The organism is Sphingobium sp. RSMS, from assembly GCF_005406185.4.
Taxonomy (GTDB): Bacteria; Pseudomonadota; Alphaproteobacteria; order Sphingomonadales; family Sphingomonadaceae; genus Sphingobium; species Sphingobium fuliginis.
Genome location: NZ_CM191257.1, coordinates 1,855,790 through 1,876,563 on the forward strand (window position 1 = coordinate 1,855,790; position 20,774 = coordinate 1,876,563).

Genomic DNA, 20,774 nt, shown 5'->3' on the forward strand with positions numbered 1-20,774 from the left:
CCAATCCCCCGCATGCAAAGCAAAGGGGCCGGCCCTGACGAGGACCAGCCCTTCACCGCCTCATCGGCGACTCACATTTTCCCAATGTCGACCTATGTGCCAGAACAGCGTGACGATGTCAACAAAAATGTTCCATATGGGTTAAAAACTCCTCCCGGTTCACCGCCCCGCATCGTCCCCGCCGGCCACGCTGCGCGTATAGTCTATCCTGATCCGAACCCAGCTTCCGACCATCACCTTGCCATTCACCCGCGGCGGCAGCACCAGAAATTGCCACGCCGCCAGCCGAACCGCCTTGGCAAAGCCGGACCCCATGGGCGATTCCCCCAGCGCCTGGCAGTTCTCGACATGGTAATGATCCACCGTCTTGCACGCGACCAGACCCCAGCCGCTTGTCGGCGCATCGGCGGGCAGATAGCCGGCCAGTTCCGCATGGCTCGGCCGCCGGTACCATTCCGCATCGAACAATTGCACGCCCCCCGGCCCCTCGCCCGGCCCCGCCGCCGCCGCGCTGTTGCCCTGCCCCGTCGCGCCGTCGGCCGCGCCCTTCTTCGCCATCTTGCCGATGTCGGCGGACGCCATCTGCTGGCTGTCCAGCACCAGGAACGGCAGCGGCGAGGGCTGCTGCTCGGTCGGCTTCACCACGGGACGGTCGCGCCTGACCACCGGCTGCTGCACCTGCCGCCGCGCCGATTTCTCCTGCTTCTTCTTCTCGCTCTTCTCGGCCTTGCTCTGCGCCTTCTCCGCCTTGGGCGCGGGCGCCATCTCGAACGTCACCGGATTGCGCAGGTCGGGCAGCCGGATCACCGGATCGGGCGCCAGCGTCAGCAACGCCAGCAGCAGCGCGTTGAACAGCAGCGCCAGCAGCAATCCGCCGCCGCGCTCGCGCCATTGGGAGGGAAGGGATAAGGTCAAATTCACTCGGATGCGCCGGGCCGGACTCATAAGGGGTCATGCCCAGACGCCGCCGCGCCGTCAACGCCGTGGCGTCAACAGATATCCTCCTCCCGGACGACAGGACGGCTTTCCCGGGTCGCCCGCATCCGGCTGGCCTTGTCGTCCGGGTCCGACGTCAGCACGACATGATCCTCATGCACCTCCAGCAGCACGCCGGCAAAGGGCATGCCCTCCAGACTGCCCGTCACCCGGTAGCTGACCGAATCCCCGACCTTGAACGTCGCGGGATCGGTATTGAACTCAAAGGGACAGGCGCCCTCTCCCATGCCAAGCATATGCGTCTCCTACACGGCAAAGCTAGCGTGGCGACGCCGCACCGATCAAGACCCCTGTCGCTTCCATCACAAGGGCGTTACAGGCCGGCCATGGACATACGCCTCGCCCGCCCGTCGGACCTCCCCCGTCTCCACCCGATCATAGAGCGCGCCTATCGCGGCGACACCGCCCGGCAAAGCTGGGCCATAGAGACCGCCCCGCCCGCCACCCCCCGCACCAGCATCGCGGCGCTGGAGGCGATCCTCGCCGACCCCGCCGAACGCCTGCTGGTCGCGCCAGACCCGGACGACGCCCCCATCGGCTGCGTCCAGATCTCCGACCGGGGCGACGGCCGCGCCTGTCTCGGCCTGCTCTGCGTCGATCCCGCGCTCCAGTCGGGGGGCCTCGGCCACCGCCTCATCGCCGCCGCCGAACAGCTCGCCGCGACCGCCTTCGGTACCCGGCGGATGGAAATGACCGTCATCTCCACCCACGACAATCTCATCCGATATTATCGAAGACGCGGCTACCGACCGACGGGAGAGACGCGCCCCTATCCCGTACCGCTCGATCCGCCGCAGCAGATGGTCGTCCTGGCAAAAGCACTGGCGGCCCGAAAGCAGTTGGGCTAGGGCCTCGACCCGATGCTCACCAAGCTCTACCAATGGACGCTGGCGAAAGCCGCCCACGCCCACGCCGAACGCTGGCTCTTCGCCATCAGCTTCATGGAAAGCAGCTTCTTCCCCATCCCGCCGCACCCGCTGCTGGGCCTGATGTGCCTCGCCCGCCCGGAACGCGCGATCCGCTTCGGGCTGATCTGCACCATCGCCTCGGTGCTGGGCGGGCTGTTCGGCTATGCCATCGGCCATTTCCTCTATGAAACGGTGGGGCAGCAGATATTGCACGCCCTCGGCCTCGCCGCGAAATTCCCCGTCGCCGCCTGCTATTTGCGCGATTACGGGGCGGAGATCATCCTGATCAAGGGCGCGACGCCGATCCCGTTCAAGCTCATCACCATCACGGCGGGCTTCATCGGCCTCTCCCTCTTCACCTTCCTCTGGGCGAGCGTCCTCAGCCGCGCCTTCCAGTTCATGCTGGTGGGTTTCCTGTTCTGGAAGTTCGGCCGCCCGATCAAGGCGTTCATCGAGAAATATCTCGGCCTGCTCTCCGCCGCCTTCCTGGTGCTGCTGGTCGGCGGCTTCATCGCGGCCTCCGCCCTGTCCGGCGGCGGGGACAAGAGCGACAAGTGCAGCCACGCCACCATGGCCACGCTGCACTGATCCGCACCGGCATGAAGGACATTCCGGCCCGCTTCCCGAAGCTCACCGCCCTGCTCGCCGGATTCGCGGCGGCCACCGGCTTCGAACCGCTGAAGCTCTGGCCTGTCACCCTGGCCTGCTTCGCGCTCCTCATCCTCCTGATCGAACAGGCTCCCGACCGCCGCAGCGCTTTCCTGCGCGGCTGGCTGTTCGGCGTCGGCCATTTCACCCTCGGCCTCAACTGGATCGCCCACGCCTTCACCTTTCAGGACGCGATGCCCCACTGGTTCGGCTATGGCGCGGTGGTCCTCCTGTCCCTCTACCTCGCCGTCTATCCCGGCCTGGCCACGCTGGCGGCGCGGTGGCTGTACCATCTACAGAACAACGTGTTCCTGCGAAGGCACTGGAACGAGACAAGCGACTCGCGACAGCCCAGTCCCGCCGTCAGAACTGGACTCCTGCCTCCGCAGGAGCACGCCACACTTCCTTTCACCCTCCTCTTCGCCGCCTGCTGGCTGGCCTCGGAATATCTCCGCGCCACCGTCTTCACCGGCTTCGCCTGGAACCCGCTGGGCGTCACCCTCCTCCCCACCGGCATGGCGATCGCCTCCACCCTGATCGGCACCTACGGCCTCGGCGCGCTCGCCATACTGGCGTCGGGCGCGCTCCTCCTCGCCCTCCGCCGCCAGTTCCGCCCCGCCGCCGCCCTCATTACACCCCTCATCGCCCTGACCCTGTGGGGCAATCTCTCCCCCGCCCCGCCCACTCCCACAGGCGCCCCCAAAATCCGCGTGGTCCAGCCCAATATTGGCCAGGACGAAAAATATTCTCCCGAACTCGAACAGGCCCATTTCCAGACCCTCGCCGCCCTCTCCGGCACGCGGCGCCCGGCCCCGCGCCTGATCTTCTGGCCCGAAGCCGCCATCCCCGCCTATCTCGACATGGAGCCCGACTGGCGCGCCCGCCTCGCTGCATTGCTGGGCCCCGGCGACCTCCTCATGACCGGCGCGACCAAGGTCTATTTCAAACAGGTCGGGAAAGAAGGCGTCCCGGAAAACGCGCTGGCCGGCGCGAACAACAGCCTGTTCGTCGTGAACGCACAGGCCCGCCTGCTCGGCCGCTACGACAAGTCCCATCTCGTCCCCTATGGCGAATATCTGCCGATGCGCCAGATTCTCCAGCCGCTCGGCCTGTCCCGCCTCGTCCCCGGCGCCGTCGACTTCTGGCCCGGCCCCGGCCCGCAAAGCCTGGCCCTGCCCGCCACGCTGGGCCGCCCGCCGCTCAGGATGGGCGTGCAGATCTGCTACGAGATCATCTTCTCCGGCCAGGTTGTGGACGAAGCCAACCGCCCCAACTTCCTGTTCAACCCCTCCAACGACGCCTGGTTCGGCAGTTGGGGCCCGGTCCAGCATCTGGCGCAGGCCCGCCTCCGCGCGCTGGAGGAGGGCATCCCCATCATCCGCTCCACCCCCACCGGAATCTCCGCGGTGGTCGACGCCCGCGGCCATATCCTCGGCAGCATCGGCCACCACCGCGCCGGTTTTCTCGACACCGCGCTCCCCCCCGCGCTGCCGCCGACGATCTTCGCGCGATTCGGCAATCTTCTCCCCTTCGCCTTTGCAGCGCTGCTCGTCCTCGCCTGCATCCCACTTGCCCGGTTGCGCGGCAGCCGCTAAGGCATCCACTGCACATAAAGATTTCTTTATACGCAGACACAGCATCAGACTGGAGCAACCATGCGTTCGAACTACCTCTTCACCTCGGAATCCGTTTCCGAAGGCCATCCCGACAAGGTCGCGGACCAGATTTCCGACGCCATCGTCGACCTCTTCCTGTCGAAGGACTCCGAAGCCCGCATCGCCTGCGAGACGCTGACCACGACGCAGCTCGTCGTCCTCGCCGGGGAAATCCGCTGCAAAGGCGTCTATGAAAATGGCGAATGGGCGCCGGGCGCGCAGGAAGAGATCGAACGCACCGTCCGCGACACGGTAAAGCGCATCGGCTACGAACAGGACGGCTTCCACTGGGAAACTTTCCGCTTCGAAAACAACCTCCACGCCCAGTCGGCGCACATCGCGCAGGGCGTCGACGCCGCCGGGAACAAGGATGAAGGCGCGGGCGACCAGGGCATCATGTTCGGCTTCGCCTGCGACGAAACGCCCGACCTCATGCCCGCCACGCTGGACTACAGCCACAAGATCCTGGCGAAGATGGCCGCAGACCGCCACAGCGGCCGCGCCCCCTTCCTGGAGCCGGACGCGAAGAGCCAGGTGACGCTGCGCTTCGAAAACGGCAAGCCCGCCGCCGCCACCGCCATCGTCGTCTCGACCCAGCACGCGCCGGGCTATGACGCGGGCGAAAAGGAAGCCGAACTCAAAAATTACGTGAAGGGCGTCGTCGCGGAAATCCTGCCCGGCGAACTGCTCTCGGACGAGACCGTCTATCACATCAACCCGACCGGCAGCTTCGAAATCGGCGGCCCGGACGGCGACGCCGGCCTTACCGGCCGCAAGATCATCGTCGACACCTATGGCGGCGCCTCGCCCCATGGCGGCGGCGCGTTCAGCGGCAAGGACCCGACCAAGGTCGACCGCTCGGCCGCCTATATCACCCGCTATCTCGCCAAGAACATCGTCGCCGCCGGCCTCGCCCGCCGCTGCACGATCCAGCTCGCCTACGCCATCGGCGTTTCCGAACCGCTGTCGCTCTATGTCGACACCCACGGCACCGGGACGGTCGGGGACGACAGGATCGAACAGGCGATCAAGAACATCAAGGAACTGGGCGGCCTCACCCCGCGCGGCATCCGCACCCATCTCGGCCTCAACAAGCCGATCTACCAGCCCTCGGCCGCCTATGGCCATTTCGGACGCAAGGCGGAGGGCGACTTCTTCCCCTGGGAACGCACCGACCTGGTGGAAAAGCTCAAGGCCGCCCTTTAAGGCGCGCTGGGATTCCGTTCAGGGCAAGGCGAAAAAAAGCTCGAAGCGCAGTTCGGCAGGTAAGCGCCGGAAGCGCGGAAAGCCGCCATTTGCAGCCGCCATGGGCTGAATCCCACACACCCGATCCGGGTCGGGAAAGCAAATCGCATCAGGGGTTGCCGGTCGCCCGGCAGCCCCTTTTCCATGGCCCCTTACCCTTCCTTAACCATGCTCCGCCTAGCGCCGGATGGATCAAGGAGACATGGTTTGGCCTCTTCCCTCTCTTACGGCACCCACGGCGCCGAAGCCGCGTGGACAGCCCTCAACCGCAGCCAGGCGGTGATCGAATTCGCGCTGGACGGCACGATCCTGACGGCCAACGCCAATTTCCTGGCCCTGATGGGCTATGGGCTGGAAGAGATTGCGGGCAAGCACCACCGGATCTTCTGCACGCCGGACCATGCCGCATCCCAGGAATATGCCGATTTCTGGCAGAAGCTGGGTTCCGGCGCCTTCGACGCCGGCGCCTATGAGCGCCGCGACCGCAACGGCCGCGAAATCTGGTTGCAGGCCACCTATAATCCCGTCTTCGAAGCCGACGGCACATTGCGCAAGGTCGTGAAGATCGCCACCGACATCACCCGCCAGGTCCGGCAGGAACGGGAGGCGCGTCATCGCCTGGCCGACAGCCATCGCCTCCAGCACGATCTGGAGCGACAGAAGAATGCGCTGGAAAAGACGATGACCCAATTGGCCGACATCGTCTCGACCATCCGCGGCATCGCCGCCCAGACCAACATGCTCGCCCTCAACGCCCGGATAGAGGCGGCCCGCGCCGGGGAGGCCGGCCGCGGCTTCGCCGTCGTCGCGGGCGAGGTCAAGAAACTGGCCGACGACACCCGCATCGCCACCGAACGCGCCGCGGCCATGATGCAGCAGGAACGGATCGGCCTGACGGACCGGCAATCGGCGGCCTGACAGGCCCCCCGCATGGCGGCAACATGACGAAAAGTTCATTGGCATGCCGCCCGCAAAACGCCCATAAGCAGGGCGTCGGACCCGCACCCCTGTCGGGTCCGGCAACCTCTTTCCAAGGGGAATGCGATGACCAGGCCACTGACTTCCGCCCTCCTCGGCCTAGCCCTCATGACCGGCAGCGTAGCCCCAGCGTTGGCCGCGCCATGCAAGGACGCCAAGGGCAAGTTCGTCAAATGTCCGCCCAAGCCGGTCGCCAAGAAGGGACCGTGCAAGGACGCCAAGGGCCGCTTCGCCAAGTGCAAATGACCTGACGGGTTCGCATCGGCCCTGACCCACCGCCTCCCAAAGGAACAAGCCCGACGCCGCCCACGGCGTCGGGCCTGAGCCTCCTGTCCCCGGCATCATCTCCTCAACAACGGGGACAGGAGGCGCCCCATGACGCTTCCCTCCTTACCATCCCCTTCCCGCATTTTTCGATCCGGCAGGTGATTTCACTCGCACCGAAAATGCTCTATCCGCCCGCGCATGACAGCGCATAAATCCGGCGATCCCACCACGCTCAACCGCCTCTACGGCCGCCAGTCCGGGCACAAGCTCCGCAAGGGGCAACAGGAACTGGTCGATTCCCTGCTGCCCGCCCTCTCCGTGCCTGAGGAAGGGGATGTCACCGCCGCGGGCCTGTTCGGCTACGACCGTCCCCTGCATTTCGAAATCGGCTTCGGCGGCGGCGAACATCTCGCCTATCGCGCCGACCTGCTGCCCGATCACGGCTTCATCGGCTGCGAACCGTTCCTGAACGGCGTCGTCACCGCGCTCGGCCATATCCGCGACAGGGCGCTGGGCAATGTCCGCCTCCACATGGGCGACGCCCTCTCCGTGCTCAGCCGGATTCCGGACGGCTCGCTCAGCTTCGTCTATCTGCTCCACCCCGACCCCTGGCCCAAGGCCCGCCACGCCAAGCGCCGCATGATGAACCCCGGCCCGGTCGCGATGATCGCGCGCAAGCTGAAGCCGGGCGGCGAATTCCGCTTCGGCACGGACCATCCCGTCTATCTGCGCTGGGCGCTGATGGTGATGAACGGCCATCCCGATTTCGAATGGCTGGCGGGCTCTCCCACGGATTTCCAGCGCCGCCCCGGCGGCTGGCCCGAAACCCGCTACGAAGCGAAAGCGCGCAGCCTGGGCCATGAAGTCTGGTACTTCCGCTACCGCCGCCACTGATCGCCGCCCCGGCCCTCTCCAAAAAGAAACCCCGCCGGAGCAAGCTCCACGGCGGGGCCAAGGTTCAGGGAGGTGTCACTCCAAGGGGGAAGAGTGACCACATCAATCTAGGGCTCCCATCCGGCAATTCAAGGGCTTGCCGGCCCTCCTTTCCCCGCGACACGCCATCGTCCCCGCAATCGCCACATCTTCATTGACCGTTCAGCGCCCCTCCATCAATCTCACGGCCAGATCGCAACGCCGTGAAAGACCGACAGGTGCCGAAGCCATATTGGGCGTTTCTTCTTCCGACGCTCCTGTTTCCCGCCCCCCTCGTCACCGCCGCCCACGCCGAAACCTATTATGTCGATTCCCGCCAGGGCGACGACAATGCGGACGGCACGGCCGGCAACCGGGCCTGGCGCTCGCTTGCGCGGGTCAATGGCTGGCCGCTCCGGCCCGGCGACCGTGTCCTGCTGGCCGCCGGATCGGTCTGGCGGGAACCGCTGACGATCGCCCGCTCGGGCAGGGCGGGATCGCCCATCACGGTCGGCGCGACCGGCTCCGGCCCGCGCCCGCGCATCGATGCGGGCGGCGTTTCGGAATATGCCGTCGGCGTGATCGACGCCGATCACGTCACGATCAGCGGGCTGGAAGTCACCAACGCCGCCCCCTCGCCGGCCCCGCGCATCGGCATATTGGTGCGCGCCGAAAACCGGGGGGTGACGCGGGGCATCCGCATCAGCGACAATTATGTCCACGATGTCCGCGGCACCAACGACCGCAAGGACAATGGCGGCATCCTGTTCCGCGCCACCGGCCGGCAGGTCGCCACCCGCTTCCAGGACCTGGCGATCGAGCGGAACATCCTGTGGCGCGTCGACCGCTCCGGCATCGCCGGGATCAGCGACCGGGTGTCCTTCCTCGACTGGTTCCCCAGCAGGAAGGTGGTGATCCGCGACAATTATCTGGAGGACATCGGCGGCGACGGCATCGTCCCCCGCGGCACGGACGGCGCCCTGATCGAACATAATATCGTCCTCCACGCCGGCAGCCGCGCGCCCGGCTACAATGCCGGCATCTGGCAGTGGAGCACCGACAACAGCCTGATCCAGCTCAACGAGGCGGCCCATACCCGCACCCGCTATGATGGCCAGGGCTTCGATTCCGACTTCAACTCGCGCCGGACGACCTTCCTCTACAATTACAGCCACGACAATGCCGGCGGCTTCCTGCTGATCTGCTCGCCCCGCCGCAACGACAAGGACAATCTGGGCAATCGCGGCACGCTGGCGCGCTTCAACGTCAGCCGCAACGACGGCGCCCGCATCTTCCAGCTTTCCGGCAATGTGTCGGACGCCCGGATCGAAAGGAACGTCATCCATGTCGGCCCGGCGATGGACGTGCAGATGATCGTCGCCACCGAATGGCAGGGCTGGGCGCGCGGAGTCCGCTTCGCGCGCAATGTCTTCAAGGTGGCGGGCACCGCCCGCTACGGCAGCGAGAGCGGGCGCAGCGGCCCCGACTATCTGATCCGGGCCGGCTTCGCCCCGGCCGAATCGATCCGCTTCCGGCGGAACAGCTATTTCGGCAGCCATATCGACCTGCCGGACGATGGCGCCGGCCAGACCATCCAGCCCTATCAGGAAATCGCGTCGGACTGGGACGTGCCCAGGTTCGACCCCGCCAGCCCCGACGCTTTCCCCGAATTCATCGACCGCCACCGGAACTGGATGCTGGCGATGCTGGGGCGCGAACTGGGAACCCCCGTCCGGCTCCGGCAACCACGGGCCAGTTCCGCCTTCGAAACCCGCCGCTGAGCCGATCCCCCTCCGCCAAAGGCAAAGGAGCCCCGCCCCTTGCGAAGGAAGGCGGGGCTTCAGTTGGGTCGCACACAGGCCAATGCCTGCGGACGGCAATAGGACATAGTTCCGCCGGGAAGTCGATTGCGATAATCTAGACCTGGATCAAGCGCATGGAGGGTCATGACGGCGGAAAAAGGCAACGGCGCGCCGGGTCCGGCCCGCCGCGCCGTCATCGCCGCGTCCCTCGCGCCCCTCCCCCCGGACGGGCCCGGACCGCTCGCTCAGTTCGCCTTGCTCAGATCCACCTTCTCGACCCATTCGGGATAGAAGGTCGGCTCCCGGTTCGACCATCCGACCGCCGTCGCCGCCGCTTCGCTGATCGACTGGAGCAGCGCCCGGCGCTTTTCGGGGTGGAGGTGCGGCAGGCTGGCCGCCGCGCAGAAGGCCCCCGGCAGCCATGGCCGCGATCCCGCACCCAACAGCCGCTCGTACAGGAAGCGATAGGCGGAAAAGCTGCACAACCGGTCCTGCCCCAGGTCGAAGGCGGAAACCGTCACCAGCGGCGCCATGAAGGGCTCCATCTGGTCCAGGCCGCTGTCATCGGGCACCCGCGCCTTGATCTCCTCCAGCCGCCCGTAGATCCGCGCCTGCGCGCGAATGCTGGCTTCCTCCACCATATCGCGCGACCACAGCTTCATGGCGTCGCGCCGATGAAGTCCGATGTCCAGCGATCTTCGGATGTAACGCTGCGTGGCGGCCGGGAAACTGGCGAATTCACGCAACTCCGCCAGGGTAATCGCCCCGTCCGCAGGTCTTGCACTCGTGCCCATGCTTTTGCCCTCCGACTTCAAGTCGTAAGCAGAACATGCGCCCCCGATGGTTACTGCAAGCTTAAGCGCCGGTTCTGCCGACAGACACAGGGAATCATTTTTCCTTGTGCAGCGCAACATGTAATTTTTATGAATGCGCCCAATCGAGTAGCATCAGCCGGTTCGCCGCCCAGCCGCCGCCGGCATTGTCCGGCGGCAGCCGCTTTCCTCCAAACGGGCTTCATTCCTGCGAGGCGCTCGAATGCGGCGAATGGCTCATGCGCGCACAACCAAGCTGCCCGATAATCCGCCAGGGCGGAGGCCCGGCTCCCGATCCCTGCAAGCAGGACAGGCCGATCGGCAAGGGCAACCCAAACCCGGCCGCCGCCATGGAGCGCCGCGTTAAACCGGATGCAGGGCGCGCGCTCGAATTTTCCGCTGTCGCATCGTTTTCAGCCGCATCCTTTTCAGCGCAAAACACCCACCCACGACCGGCTCAGGACAGGCGTTTCTGCGCGATGCCCTACCCGGCCCTGCGCTCCAACACCGCGCCGATCATGCTGCGCCAAACGGCCACGTCGCCCGCCTGCGCCATTTGCGCATCGGGCTCCCGCAGCGTGTGCAGGATCGCATAGGCATCGTCGACATGGTCCTGCCAACTGGCATCGACTGCGCTCGCCGCATGCGGATCGTTGCCCTCGCCGTTCAGGCTGAGCTGGCGCCCGGCCAGCACGCGGGCAATGCGTTCGATCACGGGAGTGGCGGAAGTCGGCATATGAAGTGGCTCCTCTCACCTGCGGAGGGCAACGCGCGGCTGCCCTCCCGACCGATCATATCACGATTTCCCCTATCGTCTATCGCCCGTCCTTCCGATCCTCGCCGTCCGGCCGATCCCTGCCTTCCGGAAAACCGGAAGACGGCACCGGATCGCCATGATCGCCCGGCGCGGTCGCCGATGGCGGATCGGACGCATCCATGCTGTCCATCAATCCCTCGTCCAGCTTCTCCTCCGTCGTCACCGCATGGTCCTGCGCGTCGGTAGGCCGCCTGTCGTCGGCTTCCTCGCGGCTGTTGGGCCGAATATCGGTCTTGTCGCTCATCATGCTCTCCTTTTTTGGCGCGCCGGCGCCTCGAACCATGAAACGGACGGCGGCAAGGGCGGGTTCCGCCCGCCGCCCCTATCGACCAACGCATGGAACCCTTCGACCAGCTTCGCCGCCAAGGGGCGACAGACGCCGCGCCTTGTCCTAGACTTTCGCCCATGAGCATAAAAAACGAGGACGGCGAGCCTGGCGTGCCGCCGACGGTCGCACTGTATTCGATATTGGGTTTCTGGTTCTTCTACGCGGTGCTGGTGACGCTGCGCGCCTCCGTCATGGGGTTCGAGGCGCAGGGGGCCATGGCCGCGCGCCGCGCGGTGGTGACGGTGATCGGCATCGTCGTCACCTGGGTCCTCTATCTCTGCCTGCGCCGCTTCGACCGCCAGCCGCTGACGACGCGCATCGTCGCCGCCTTCTCGCTCGCCGCGCCCTTCGCGCTGGCGACGGCGGCGGCCAATTTCTACGTCTTCAACATCTACGACCCGGCCTCACTGTTTCCTGACGCCGATTATCAGAAATATGCGAGCGAACAGGGCTTCGCCCTGATGCAGATCGTGGAGGACGCGATCAGCCGCTATTTCTTCCTCGCCGCCTGGGCCGGCCTGTACCTCGCCCTCTCCTACGCCAGCGAGGCGCATCGCGTCGAACGCCGCGCCGACCGGCTGGAACGCGCCGCCCAGCAGGCCGAACTGCGCTCCCTGCGCTATCAGGTGAACCCCCATTTCCTGTTCAACACGCTGAACTCGCTCTCTTCGCTGGTCATGAAGGACCGGCGCGACGAGGCGGAACAGATGATCCTCTCCCTCTCCAATTTCTACCGCACCAGCCTGACCGGCGACCCGCTGGAGGACGTCTCGCTGGAGGAGGAAGTGCATCTCCAGAAACTCTATCTGGACATCGAAGCGGTGCGCTTCCCGGATCGCCTGTCGACCAGCATCCGCATCCCGGACACCCTGCTCAATGCCTGCGTTCCCGGCCTGATCCTGCAACCGCTGGTGGAAAATGCGATCAAATATGGCGTGTCGCGCACCTCCAGCCCGGTGACCATCGCCATCGAAGCGCGGGAGGAGGAGGGCATGCTCCACATCAGCGTCACCGACAATGGCGACAAGCCGCCCAGCGAAGCGGACGCGGGCAGCGGCATCGGCCTCGCCAATGTGCGCGACCGCCTGACCGCCCGCTTCGGCGAACAGGGCCGGATCGACTATGGCCCGCGCCCCGGCGGCGGCTTCGCGGTGGACCTCACCCTCCCCATCATCCGCCGGAGCTAGGCCGTATCGACATTCAACTTGAAAATATAAGCGACGTCATGCTGAACTTGCTTCAGCATCCATTTCTCCCCAGCAACCGCAGGTGGGTAGAGGCACAATGGATGCTGTCGCCGCAGCCTGGAGCGTTTTCCAAGCAGATGGAATCATCTGCCGACTCGGAAAACGCGAGAAAACAAAAACCTAGAGCAGTCGAGCCGATGCAATCGGATCGGAATCTGCTCTAGGGTACGGAATTTCCCCATCCTTGGCGCAATCCGTGAAAGGTCGAACCCATGCCCATCCGAACGCTGATCGTCGACGACGAACCATTGGCGGTCGAACGCCTCCAGATGCTGTGCGCCCGCGAACCGCGCATCGCGCTGGTCGGCACCGCCAGCGACGGGGAGGCGGCGCTGCGCCTGATCGAGGGGCTGGAACCGGACCTGGTGATGCTCGACATCGCCATGCCGCTGCTCGACGGCATCGGGGTGGCGCGGGCGACCTCGCGCATGGGCATCTGCCCGGCAGTGATCTTCGTCACCGCTTTCGAAGGTTTCGCGGTGGAGGCCTTCGACCTTGCCGCCGTGGACTATCTGCTGAAGCCGGTGGCCCATGAACGCCTGTCCCGCGCCATCGACCGCGTCGAACAGGCGCTGGGCAACCGCACCGTCCCCTCCCCCGCCACCAGCACGCAGGACGAACCCGAATGGGCGGAGGAATTCTGGGTGCCGCACCGTTCCGAACTGATCCGCATCGGCGCGGTCCAGATCGACCGGATCGAGGCGGAACGCGACTATATGCGGCTGCATGTGGGGGCCAACAGCTATCTGCTGCACCAGACGATCAGTTCGCTGGAAAACCGGCTGGACCCGCAGCAGTTCGTCCGCCTGCACCGCTCCCACATCGTGCGCCGCGACCATATCTCCCGGCTGCGCCACGACGGCAGCGGCGTCTGGTCAGCCTGCCTCGCGGACGGCACGGAAATCCGCATCGGCCGCACCTATCTCACCAACGCCCGCGCCATGGCAGGCCGCTGACCCCTTCAGTCCTCCCGTCGCAGATGGGAAGGGAAACCGCCAAAGACGATGGAGGGCAACGCCCGCGGGACGCCGCAAGGGCAGCCGCAACGCTCCGCGCCCACAAAAGGAAAGGCCCGGTGAATTCCGGGCCCTTTTCTAAAAACCGATTGAATAACTCAGGCGCCTGCGCTGACTGGCTTTTACTTGCCCAGATCGGCAAAGCGCTCCCCATTCTGAGCCTTGGCGACGGCAAGGTCCACAGCGCCGCGAACATGCGCGGCTGCAACCTGCTGGCACTTCTCGATCGCGGCCGTGGTATCGTTGAGCGGGCAGACCTTTGCCGCGGCACGCCGTATACGGGCATTCAGGACGCGTTGGTCGCTCGTCTTCGACAGGTCCAGATCATGATAGCTGACCTCGACACTCTTTCCGTTGGACTCGAATTCGATGGCGGAAGCCGTGCCAGCGGCGCCCATGGCGGCCATGGCGGCGAGAGCAGCGGTGAACTTGATGGCGATCATGGCAATTGTCTCCTCAACGCTATGCTTTTGTCGGCCTGGCCGCGTGGCGCGCAGTGCAGACCTCAAGCGAAGAGAAGAGAAGGCCTCAACAGATCATCGTCTCTGTCTTCGCCCATTTTGTTTAGGCGCATTGCAAATGCATCGCTTTTCGCTTTCGACCGGCGCCTGTCCCTGTCGGCCAACGGCGCTCCCGTCGACCAAATACAGTCTCACGGGGACGAACGACAATTTTACGACAGAAAAACAACCGTTCCGTAGCGTAAAATTACAATCGTTCAACAATTCGCGCACATAAAAACACCCCCGGCGCAAGGGAAAGGCCGGGGGTGCATCCAGGAAGCTGTCGGGCTCTCCGGGATCTCTTTCAATCATCTTGCGGCGATACGGCCCGGGGCCGGTCGATCCATAGCCAGATCGTCGCCATGTCGAACCGCATCATAGCGCGGGTGCGCAACGACCGTTTTCCCCATTCGATGATCCGCCCATCCATCACGCCCGGCAACATCAGCCGTGGACGAACGGACGACATTCTTCCACGAACGACATCACCGCCCCTGCGCGGCGAGCTGCGCCCGCAAATTGGCGAGCGTCCGCGCATCGACGACCGGCCGCTCCGGCGCCTCCTTCCCTTCGCGCAGCTTGCTGCGGTCCTTCTCCGGCGGCTCCACGACGCGCACCCTGACCGGCGCATGGCCCGTCGCCCTGATCCCCAGCTGCTCCGCCGCCCCGCGCGACAGGTCGATGATCCGCCCCCGCCCGGCGAAGGGCCCGCGATCGTTGATCCGCACCAGGATCGTCCGCCCCGTCTCCAGCGCCGTCACCTCGACATAGCTCGGCAGGGGCAGCGTCGCGTGCGCCGCCGTCACCGCCTTCGGCCGAAAGCGCTCGCCATTGGCCGTCCGGTTCCCGCTCTCCCCGCCATACCAGCTCGCATAGCCCAGATAATCATAGCCCGGATCGGCGGCAGGCACATAGGTCACGCCCCTGACGCTATAGGGCTTTCCCACCCGCACCGGCACGTCGCTCACGGGCCGATAGCGCACCCCCCCGCCACAGGCCGCCAGCGCCATCGCGACGCCCAGCGCGCCGAACCGCATCCGAACAAAAGTCCCGCTCATCCCCGCCCTTTACCCCAGCCCGGCGCGGGGGCAAAGCCGCCGCCTTTTCCTTTCGCCGCACAGTCCCTATCTTGCGCCCGACCGGCCCTTGCCTCCCAAGAACAAATCTGGAACAACACGCCCCCATGAGTCTCACGCAAATTTCTCAGCAGAGGTCTGCCGAATGCTGACCACCATAAGCGTCCGCGGCGCACGCGAGCATAATCTCAAGGGCGTCGACGTCGACCTTCCGCGCGACAGCCTGATCGTCATCACCGGCCTTTCCGGCTCGGGCAAGTCCTCCCTCGCCTTCGACACTATCTATGCCGAGGGTCAGCGCCGCTATGTCGAATCCCTCTCCGCCTATGCGCGCCAGTTCCTGGAGATGATGCAGAAGCCGGACGTCGAACATATAGACGGCCTCTCCCCCGCCATCTCCATCGAGCAGAAGACGACCAGCCGCAACCCGCGCTCCACGGTCGCCACCGTGACGGAGATCTACGACTATATGCGCCTCCTCTGGGCGCGCGTCGGCATCCCCTATTCGCCCGCCACGGGCCTCCCCATCAGCGCCCAGACGGTCAGCCAGATGGTCGACCGCGTGATGCAGCTGCCCGAAGGGACGCGCTTCTACCTCCTCGCCCCCGTGGTCCGCGGCCGCAAGGGCGAATATCGCAAGGAACTGGCGGAGTGGCAGAAGGCCGGCTTCACCCGCGTCCGCATCGACGGCGAACTCTACGCGATAGAGGACGCCCCCGCCCTCGACAAGAAATACAAGCATGACATCGAAGTGGTGGTCGACCGCCTCGCCGTCAGCGACGACATGGCCACCCGCCTCGCCGACAGCTTCGAACAAGCCCTGAAACTCGCCGACGGCCTCGCCTATGTCGACCTCGCGGACGGCGCCGTCCCCGGCCGCGAGGTCGAAGCGGAATCCACCGGCAACCTCAAGGGCGCAGGCATCCCCGCCAACCGCATCGTCTTCAGCGAGAAGTTCGCCTGCCCCGTCAGCGGCTTCACCATAGCGGAGATCGAACCGCGCCTCTTCTCCTTCAACGCCCCGCAGGGCGCCTGCCCCGCCTGCGACGGCCTGGGCGAACGGCAGGAGTTCGACCCCGAACTCGTCGTCCCCAACGAAGCCCTCAGCCTCAAGAAGGGCGCGGTCGTCCCCTGGGCCAAGTCCAACCCGCCCAGCCCCTATTATATGCAGGTCCTCGGCTCCCTCGCGAAGGAGTTCGGCTTCTCCCTCGACACCCCCTGGGCCGACCTGCCGGGGGAGGTGAAGCTCATCATCCTCCACGGCACCGCCGGCCGGCCCGTCACCCTGCGCTTCGTCGACGGCAAGAAAAGCTATGAGGTGAAAAAGCCCTTCGAAGGCGTCATCGGCAATCTCAACCGCCGCCTCCTCCAGACCGAATCCGCCTGGATGCGGGAGGAACTCAGCAAATACCAGACCGCCATGCCGTGCGAGACCTGCCACGGCGCCCGCCTCAAGCCGGAGGCGCTGGCGGTGAAGATCGCGGGGGAAGACATCTCCATGTCCACCCGCCGCTCGGTGGTGGACGCGCTCGGTTTCTTCTCCACCCTCCCCAGCCGCCTCAACGATCAGCAGAACCAGATCGCCCGCGCCATCCTCAAGGAAATCGTGGAGCGCCTCGGCTTCCTCAACAATGTCGGCCTCGACTATCTGAACCTGGACCGCACCAGCGGCACCCTGTCCGGCGGCGAGTCCCAGCGCATCCGCCTCGCCTCGCAGATCGGCAGCGGCCTGTCGGGCGTCCTCTACGTCCTCGACGAACCCTCCATCGGCCTGCACCAGCGCGACAATGACCGCCTGCTCATCACGCTCAAGCGCCTGCGCGACCTCGGCAACACCGTCATCGTCGTGGAACATGACGAAGACGCGATCCGCACCGCCGACTATATCGTCGACATGGGGCCGGGCGCGGGCGTCCACGGCGGCACCATCGTCGCGCAGGGCACCCTGAACGAACTGCTCGCGCACAAGGACAGCCTGACCGCCGACTATCTGAACGGCACCCGCCGCATCGAAGTCCCGCCCCGCCGCCGCAAGGGATCGGGCAAGAAACTCACCGTCCACAACGCCCGCGCCAACAACCTGCAAAATGTCACCGCCAGCATCCCGCTCGGCACCTTCACCTGCATCACCGGCGTATCGGGCTCGGGCAAGTCCAGCTTCACCATCGACACCCTCTATGCGGCGTCCGCCCGCACCCTCAACGGCGCGCGCATCGTCGCCGGCCCGCATGACAAGGTGACGGGCCTCGAACATTGCGACAAGGTGATCGACATCGACCAGTCGCCCATCGGCCGCACCCCCCGCTCCAACCCGGCGACCTACACCGGCGCCTTCACCAACATCCGCGACTGGTTCGCCGGCCTCCCCGAAGCGCAGGCGCGCGGCTACAAGCCCGGCCGCTTCAGCTTCAACGTCAAGGGCGGCCGCTGCGAAGCCTGCCAGGGCGACGGCGTGCTCAAGATAGAGATGCACTTCCTCCCCGACGTCTACGTCACCTGCGACGTCTGCCACGGCGCCCGCTACAATCGCGAGACGCTGGAGGTGAAGTTCAAGGGCAAGTCCATCGCCGACGTCCTCGACATGACGGTCGAGGACGCGGTGGAATTCTTCAAGGCCGTCCCCCCGATCCGCGACAAGATGGCGATGCTGGCCGAAGTGGGCCTGGGCTATGTCAAGGTCGGCCAGCAGGCGACCACCCTGTCCGGCGGCGAAGCCCAGCGCGTCAAACTCGCCAAGGAACTCAGCCGCCGCGCCACCGGCAACACGCTCTATATCTTGGACGAACCCACCACCGGCCTCCATTTCGAGGACGTCCGCAAGCTACTGGAAGTCCTCCACGCCCTCGTCGAACAGGGCAACAGCGTGGTCGTGATCGAACACAATTTGGATGTCATCAAGACCGCTGATTGGATCATCGACATGGGACCAGAGGGGGGCGTCAAAGGCGGCGAAGTGGTCGCCGAAGGCACGCCCGAAAAGGTCGCAAAGAACGCCCGGAGCTTCACCGGACGCTATCTCGCGCCGTTGTTGGGGATGGAGGCTGTGGCGGCGGAGTGATTGACTTGAACGATCTTAACTGGAAATTTTAATATTTTTCAGCAAGATGGTGTGCAGGTATAATTGGGGGGTTAAATGGAACTGGCTACTAAACTGGTCGAACTCGAAAAACGAACAGCCCAACATCGCGAGCTATTGCTAACCGAGGAAGCAGCCAAAACGGCGCTAGTGATGCCGTTTATCCAATCATTGGGATATGATGTCTTCAATCCGGCAGAAGTCATACCCGAGTTCACGGCAGACGTAGGGATAAAGAAAGGTGAGAAAGTTGATTACGCAATCTGCATTGACGGTCAGCTAAAAATTTTGATGGAATGCAAACCTTCCTCTGTTGACCTCGATCTCAAACATGCTTCTCAACTATTTCGCTATTTCTCAACAACAGACGCTCGCGTCGCGGTCCTAACGAATGGCGTTCAATATCAGTTTTATTCTGATATAGAACAACCCAATAAAATGGACGAAAAACCATTTTACATCTTTTCCATGGATGGGATAAAGCGGACCGATCCGCCTATCTTAGAGAAATTTACACGTCAGCATTTTGATATCGACTCAATTGTCGCAGCCGCTGGTCGATTGAAGCTTGAATCACAAATGCGCATTGAATTGGAAAAGGAATTTGCCGACCCTTCGGATGACTTCATCAAAATGATGGCTGCAAGGGTGCAAGGAGGGCGTGTAACAGCATCCCTCAAAGAGCAATACCATGCTGTTCTTACGGCATCTATCGCCTCGATCATCAGAGACCGGGTCAACGATCGTTTAACATCGGCACTGAATGTTGCCAATCCGGCTTCCGAAATCATTGAGGAGGGTGGGTCTGATGACATGTCCGATGCGGCAGGCATCATCACGACGGATGATGAGATTAACGGGTTTCGTATCGTACAAGCCATAGCTGCACGACATGTAGATCCTAGTCGCGTGGTCATCCGGGATTCAAAATCATATTGCGCCATATTGCTAGATGACAACAATAGGAAATCTCTAGCCCGGCTCCACTTCAATAGCCCAACGACACGATATGTTGGCACGTTCGTTGACAAAGTAGAGACGCGGCATGCCGTTTCGTCCCTCACCGACATATACAAACTTGAGGAGTTAATCGTAGCGCGTATCACGGCTTTAGAAAGCGGGCCTGACAGCTAATCATACCATGCCTCAATATCGCTTAGAATTCACCGCCGCGCTGGAAATCTTCGCACAGATTTGTGATGCAATGGCCGCACGAGGCTTCACTCGACCTGTGCTGGTGGGAGGCGCGGCAGTAGAATTTTACAGCATGGGATTTATTACTACGGGCGACTTCGATCTCTGCTCACCGGCGCAGGATGCCCTCGAAGAAGAATTTCAGCGCTACGGGTTCGTCCGCCCCTCAGGACCAGGCCGTGCTACACGCGGGTGGGTTCATCCCGATCTCGGCCTCGGTTTCGAAGTCGTTGGCGACATGCCGCTCGACGGCGCTGTCACACGCGACCATATCGCCCTTGTCGAGGATTTTGAAAATGGTCCGCCCTTTGCGATTATCTCTGTGGAAGATCTGATAGCCGACCGCATGGGCCAATATGCCTCCGGCACCGCCCGCGAGATGCTGGCGCAAGCAAAAACGCTGCTACGCCTTCACCCGGAAGCCGACATGGATTATCTTGAACGCCGCGTCCGCCATGAAACTGGCGGTGATTTCGGAGCAGATGATGTCCTTGACCGACAAAACTGAGAATTGGCCCGGCCGCCGCATCGCCTTCAAAAGCTTTGCGGCCGATCTCGCGCGCCGCCGCGCCGAACTCGGTATCACCGACGCCGATATACCCCGCAACAGCGGCACCCGCCGCACAGCCAGCAAAAAGGCCCTCCTGAAAGCGATCAGGGACGCAGGCGGCAACTGGTAAATCCGACTCATCTAATCGGACCAATTCAGCCGTTCCATGATTGGCACAGACCGCGGCTACTGATATTTTCCAATCCATGACAAAACTCACTCCCATCGAGTCCGAGTTCGCGACCACCGAGGACGCCGAGGCCTATGACGCTTGGTTCCGCGCCAAGGTCGAAGCCGCCTTGGCCGATCCCCGACCCGGCATCCCGCACGATCAGGTCATGGCGAAACTGCGCGCCATCATTGAGGCCAAGAAAGCCAAGCAGGCCTGATGCCGCACGTCATCTGGCGCCCGAAGGCGCTCGAAGATGCCGACCGCATCATCGACTATATCTCCGACCGCAATCCCGCCGCTGCCGCCCGCCTTGCCGATCTGTTCGAATATGCCGCTGAGCGACTGGCCGACCATCCCTATATGCATCGCGCCGGTCGCGTCCCGGATACGCGGGAAGCCATCGTTACCCCCAACTATATTCTCGTTTACCGCGCAGGCGCAGACGTCATCGAAATACTGGCCATCCTCCACACCCGCCAACAATATCCTTGACTTCGTTCCCATTTTGTTCTGTCCTACACGCCCTCCCCTTACATATCCTCCCGGCAAAGCACCTAACGGAAAAGGGCCTT

General features: G+C 64.2%; 23 protein-coding genes. 16 read left to right on the forward strand and 7 right to left on the reverse strand.

Annotation, left to right across the window (positions count from 1 at the left end):
• Nucleotides 1–159: 159 nt before the first annotated feature.
• Complete coding sequence (locus tag EGM87_RS08760; RefSeq protein ID WP_170825667.1) at nt 160–945, reverse strand: hypothetical protein; 786 nt, start codon at nt 943–945, stop codon at nt 160–162.
• 44 nt (nt 946–989) lie between these two features.
• Complete coding sequence (locus EGM87_RS08765; RefSeq protein WP_025551538.1) at nt 990–1,232, reverse strand: reeler domain-containing protein; 243 nt, start codon at nt 1,230–1,232, stop codon at nt 990–992.
• 90 nt (nt 1,233–1,322) lie between these two features.
• Here EGM87_RS08765 and EGM87_RS08770 point away from each other — a divergent pair, with 90 nt between their 5' ends.
• The 8 genes from EGM87_RS08770 (at nt 1,323) to EGM87_RS08805 (ending at nt 9,390) form a co-directional block, all read left to right on the forward strand.
• A complete protein-coding gene (locus EGM87_RS08770) occupies nt 1,323–1,844 on the forward strand; it encodes a GNAT family N-acetyltransferase (RefSeq protein WP_044662605.1) in 522 nt (173 codons plus the stop codon).
• A 12-nt stretch (nt 1,845–1,856) separates the two neighbouring features.
• Complete coding sequence (locus EGM87_RS08775; RefSeq protein ID WP_044662606.1) at nt 1,857–2,492, forward strand: YqaA family protein; 636 nt, start codon at nt 1,857–1,859, stop codon at nt 2,490–2,492.
• 11 nt (nt 2,493–2,503) lie between these two features.
• Nucleotides 2,504–4,147, forward strand: coding sequence for an apolipoprotein N-acyltransferase (lnt, locus tag EGM87_RS08780; protein WP_044663188.1), 1,644 nt, complete (start codon nt 2,504–2,506; stop codon nt 4,145–4,147).
• A 60-nt stretch (nt 4,148–4,207) separates the two neighbouring features.
• Entirely contained in the window at nt 4,208–5,413 is a 1,206-nt protein-coding gene (metK, locus tag EGM87_RS08785; RefSeq protein WP_044662607.1) for a methionine adenosyltransferase, read from the forward strand.
• A 246-nt stretch (nt 5,414–5,659) separates the two neighbouring features.
• Entirely contained in the window at nt 5,660–6,370 is a 711-nt protein-coding gene (locus EGM87_RS08790; RefSeq protein WP_044662608.1) for a methyl-accepting chemotaxis protein, read from the forward strand.
• Between the two features lie 126 nt (nt 6,371–6,496).
• Nucleotides 6,497–6,676, forward strand: coding sequence for a hypothetical protein (locus EGM87_RS08795; protein WP_025551528.1), 180 nt, complete (start codon nt 6,497–6,499; stop codon nt 6,674–6,676).
• 219 nt (nt 6,677–6,895) lie between these two features.
• Complete coding sequence (gene trmB, locus EGM87_RS08800) at nt 6,896–7,591, forward strand: tRNA (guanine(46)-N(7))-methyltransferase TrmB (protein ID WP_044662609.1); 696 nt, start codon at nt 6,896–6,898, stop codon at nt 7,589–7,591.
• Nucleotides 7,592–7,848: 257 nt separating this feature from the next.
• Nucleotides 7,849–9,390 carry a right-handed parallel beta-helix repeat-containing protein gene (locus EGM87_RS08805; RefSeq protein ID WP_229742426.1) on the forward strand — a complete coding sequence of 514 codons (1,542 nt, stop codon included), beginning with the start codon at nt 7,849–7,851 and terminating at the stop codon, nt 9,388–9,390.
• A gap of 266 nt (nt 9,391–9,656) precedes the next feature.
• Here the strand turns inward: EGM87_RS08805 and EGM87_RS08810 are convergent, their stop codons facing one another.
• From EGM87_RS08810 to EGM87_RS08820, 3 genes are all read right to left on the reverse strand, one after another.
• Nucleotides 9,657–10,205 carry a hypothetical protein gene (locus EGM87_RS08810; protein WP_025551523.1) on the reverse strand — a complete coding sequence of 183 codons (549 nt, stop codon included), beginning with the start codon at nt 10,203–10,205 and terminating at the stop codon, nt 9,657–9,659.
• A gap of 502 nt (nt 10,206–10,707) precedes the next feature.
• Complete coding sequence (locus tag EGM87_RS08815) at nt 10,708–10,959, reverse strand: hypothetical protein (RefSeq protein ID WP_044662611.1); 252 nt, start codon at nt 10,957–10,959, stop codon at nt 10,708–10,710.
• Between the two features lie 79 nt (nt 10,960–11,038).
• The gene (locus EGM87_RS08820; protein ID WP_229742423.1) at nt 11,039–11,284 is read right to left on the reverse strand and encodes a hypothetical protein; all 246 of its coding nucleotides are present in this window, start codon (nt 11,282–11,284) and stop codon (nt 11,039–11,041) included.
• Nucleotides 11,285–11,445: 161 nt separating this feature from the next.
• Between EGM87_RS08820 and EGM87_RS08825 the strand changes: the two genes are divergently transcribed.
• Together EGM87_RS08825 and EGM87_RS08830 are read left to right on the forward strand one after the other, a co-directional pair.
• Nucleotides 11,446–12,555 (forward strand): sensor histidine kinase, encoded by a 1,110-nt coding sequence (locus EGM87_RS08825; protein ID WP_044662612.1) that lies wholly within the window; start codon nt 11,446–11,448, stop codon nt 12,553–12,555.
• 272 nt (nt 12,556–12,827) lie between these two features.
• A complete protein-coding gene (locus tag EGM87_RS08830; RefSeq protein WP_025552126.1) occupies nt 12,828–13,571 on the forward strand; it encodes a LytR/AlgR family response regulator transcription factor in 744 nt (247 codons plus the stop codon).
• A 182-nt stretch (nt 13,572–13,753) separates the two neighbouring features.
• Here the strand turns inward: EGM87_RS08830 and EGM87_RS08835 are convergent, their stop codons facing one another.
• Complete coding sequence (locus EGM87_RS08835) at nt 13,754–14,074, reverse strand: UrcA family protein (RefSeq protein WP_044662613.1); 321 nt, start codon at nt 14,072–14,074, stop codon at nt 13,754–13,756.
• 545 nt (nt 14,075–14,619) lie between these two features.
• Nucleotides 14,620–15,192, reverse strand: a complete 573-nt coding sequence (locus EGM87_RS08840; protein ID WP_044662614.1) for a septal ring lytic transglycosylase RlpA family protein — start codon at nt 15,190–15,192, stop codon at nt 14,620–14,622.
• A gap of 163 nt (nt 15,193–15,355) precedes the next feature.
• Between EGM87_RS08840 and uvrA the strand changes: the two genes are divergently transcribed.
• The 6 genes from uvrA (at nt 15,356) to EGM87_RS08870 (ending at nt 20,694) form a co-directional block, all read left to right on the forward strand.
• Nucleotides 15,356–18,268, forward strand: a complete 2,913-nt coding sequence (uvrA, locus tag EGM87_RS08845) for an excinuclease ABC subunit UvrA (RefSeq protein WP_044662615.1) — start codon at nt 15,356–15,358, stop codon at nt 18,266–18,268.
• Between the two features lie 75 nt (nt 18,269–18,343).
• The gene (locus tag EGM87_RS08850) at nt 18,344–19,420 is read left to right on the forward strand and encodes a type I restriction endonuclease (protein ID WP_044662616.1); all 1,077 of its coding nucleotides are present in this window, start codon (nt 18,344–18,346) and stop codon (nt 19,418–19,420) included.
• 7 nt (nt 19,421–19,427) lie between these two features.
• Nucleotides 19,428–19,988, forward strand: coding sequence for a hypothetical protein (locus EGM87_RS08855; RefSeq protein WP_083199195.1), 561 nt, complete (start codon nt 19,428–19,430; stop codon nt 19,986–19,988).
• Nucleotides 19,966–20,160, forward strand: a complete 195-nt coding sequence (locus EGM87_RS08860; RefSeq protein WP_099185664.1) for a hypothetical protein — start codon at nt 19,966–19,968, stop codon at nt 20,158–20,160. The genes EGM87_RS08855 and EGM87_RS08860 overlap by 23 nt, the downstream gene beginning before the upstream one ends.
• 76 nt (nt 20,161–20,236) lie before the next feature.
• Nucleotides 20,237–20,419, forward strand: a complete 183-nt coding sequence (gene relB / locus EGM87_RS08865; RefSeq protein WP_044662618.1) for a type II toxin-antitoxin system RelB family antitoxin — start codon at nt 20,237–20,239, stop codon at nt 20,417–20,419.
• A complete protein-coding gene (locus tag EGM87_RS08870) occupies nt 20,419–20,694 on the forward strand; it encodes a type II toxin-antitoxin system RelE/ParE family toxin (protein ID WP_044662619.1) in 276 nt (91 codons plus the stop codon). Before relB ends, EGM87_RS08870 begins: the two co-directional genes overlap by 1 nt.
• The last annotated feature ends 80 nt before the right edge of the window (nt 20,695–20,774 follow it).

Bases quoted from the DNA above. Each gene is read 5' to 3' on its own strand.
- uvrA (WP_044662615.1), top strand. From the start codon at position 15,356: ATGCTGACCACCATAAGCGTCCGCGGCGCACGCGAGCATAATCTCAAG.
- trmB (WP_044662609.1), top strand. From the start codon at position 6,896: ATGACAGCGCATAAATCCGGCGATCCCACCACGCTCAACCGCCTCTAC.
- lnt (WP_044663188.1), top strand. From the start codon at position 2,504: ATGAAGGACATTCCGGCCCGCTTCCCGAAGCTCACCGCCCTGCTCGCC.
- EGM87_RS08840 (WP_044662614.1), bottom strand. From the start codon at position 15,192: ATGAGCGGGACTTTTGTTCGGATGCGGTTCGGCGCGCTGGGCGTCGCG.
- EGM87_RS08770 (WP_044662605.1), top strand. From the start codon at position 1,323: ATGGACATACGCCTCGCCCGCCCGTCGGACCTCCCCCGTCTCCACCCG.
- EGM87_RS08810 (WP_025551523.1), bottom strand. From the start codon at position 10,205: ATGGGCACGAGTGCAAGACCTGCGGACGGGGCGATTACCCTGGCGGAG.
- EGM87_RS08860 (WP_099185664.1), top strand. From the start codon at position 19,966: ATGTCCTTGACCGACAAAACTGAGAATTGGCCCGGCCGCCGCATCGCC.
- EGM87_RS08760 (WP_170825667.1), bottom strand. From the start codon at position 945: ATGAGTCCGGCCCGGCGCATCCGAGTGAATTTGACCTTATCCCTTCCC.
- EGM87_RS08850 (WP_044662616.1), top strand. From the start codon at position 18,344: ATGGAACTGGCTACTAAACTGGTCGAACTCGAAAAACGAACAGCCCAA.
- EGM87_RS08835 (WP_044662613.1), bottom strand. From the start codon at position 14,074: ATGATCGCCATCAAGTTCACCGCTGCTCTCGCCGCCATGGCCGCCATG.
- relB (WP_044662618.1), top strand. From the start codon at position 20,237: ATGACAAAACTCACTCCCATCGAGTCCGAGTTCGCGACCACCGAGGAC.
- EGM87_RS08820 (WP_229742423.1), bottom strand. From the start codon at position 11,284: ATGAGCGACAAGACCGATATTCGGCCCAACAGCCGCGAGGAAGCCGAC.
- EGM87_RS08795 (WP_025551528.1), top strand. From the start codon at position 6,497: ATGACCAGGCCACTGACTTCCGCCCTCCTCGGCCTAGCCCTCATGACC.
- EGM87_RS08870 (WP_044662619.1), top strand. From the start codon at position 20,419: ATGCCGCACGTCATCTGGCGCCCGAAGGCGCTCGAAGATGCCGACCGC.
- EGM87_RS08775 (WP_044662606.1), top strand. From the start codon at position 1,857: ATGCTCACCAAGCTCTACCAATGGACGCTGGCGAAAGCCGCCCACGCC.
- EGM87_RS08825 (WP_044662612.1), top strand. From the start codon at position 11,446: ATGAGCATAAAAAACGAGGACGGCGAGCCTGGCGTGCCGCCGACGGTC.
- EGM87_RS08765 (WP_025551538.1), bottom strand. From the start codon at position 1,232: ATGCTTGGCATGGGAGAGGGCGCCTGTCCCTTTGAGTTCAATACCGAT.
- EGM87_RS08830 (WP_025552126.1), top strand. From the start codon at position 12,828: ATGCCCATCCGAACGCTGATCGTCGACGACGAACCATTGGCGGTCGAA.
- EGM87_RS08855 (WP_083199195.1), top strand. From the start codon at position 19,428: ATGCCTCAATATCGCTTAGAATTCACCGCCGCGCTGGAAATCTTCGCA.
- EGM87_RS08815 (WP_044662611.1), bottom strand. From the start codon at position 10,959: ATGCCGACTTCCGCCACTCCCGTGATCGAACGCATTGCCCGCGTGCTG.
- metK (WP_044662607.1), top strand. From the start codon at position 4,208: ATGCGTTCGAACTACCTCTTCACCTCGGAATCCGTTTCCGAAGGCCAT.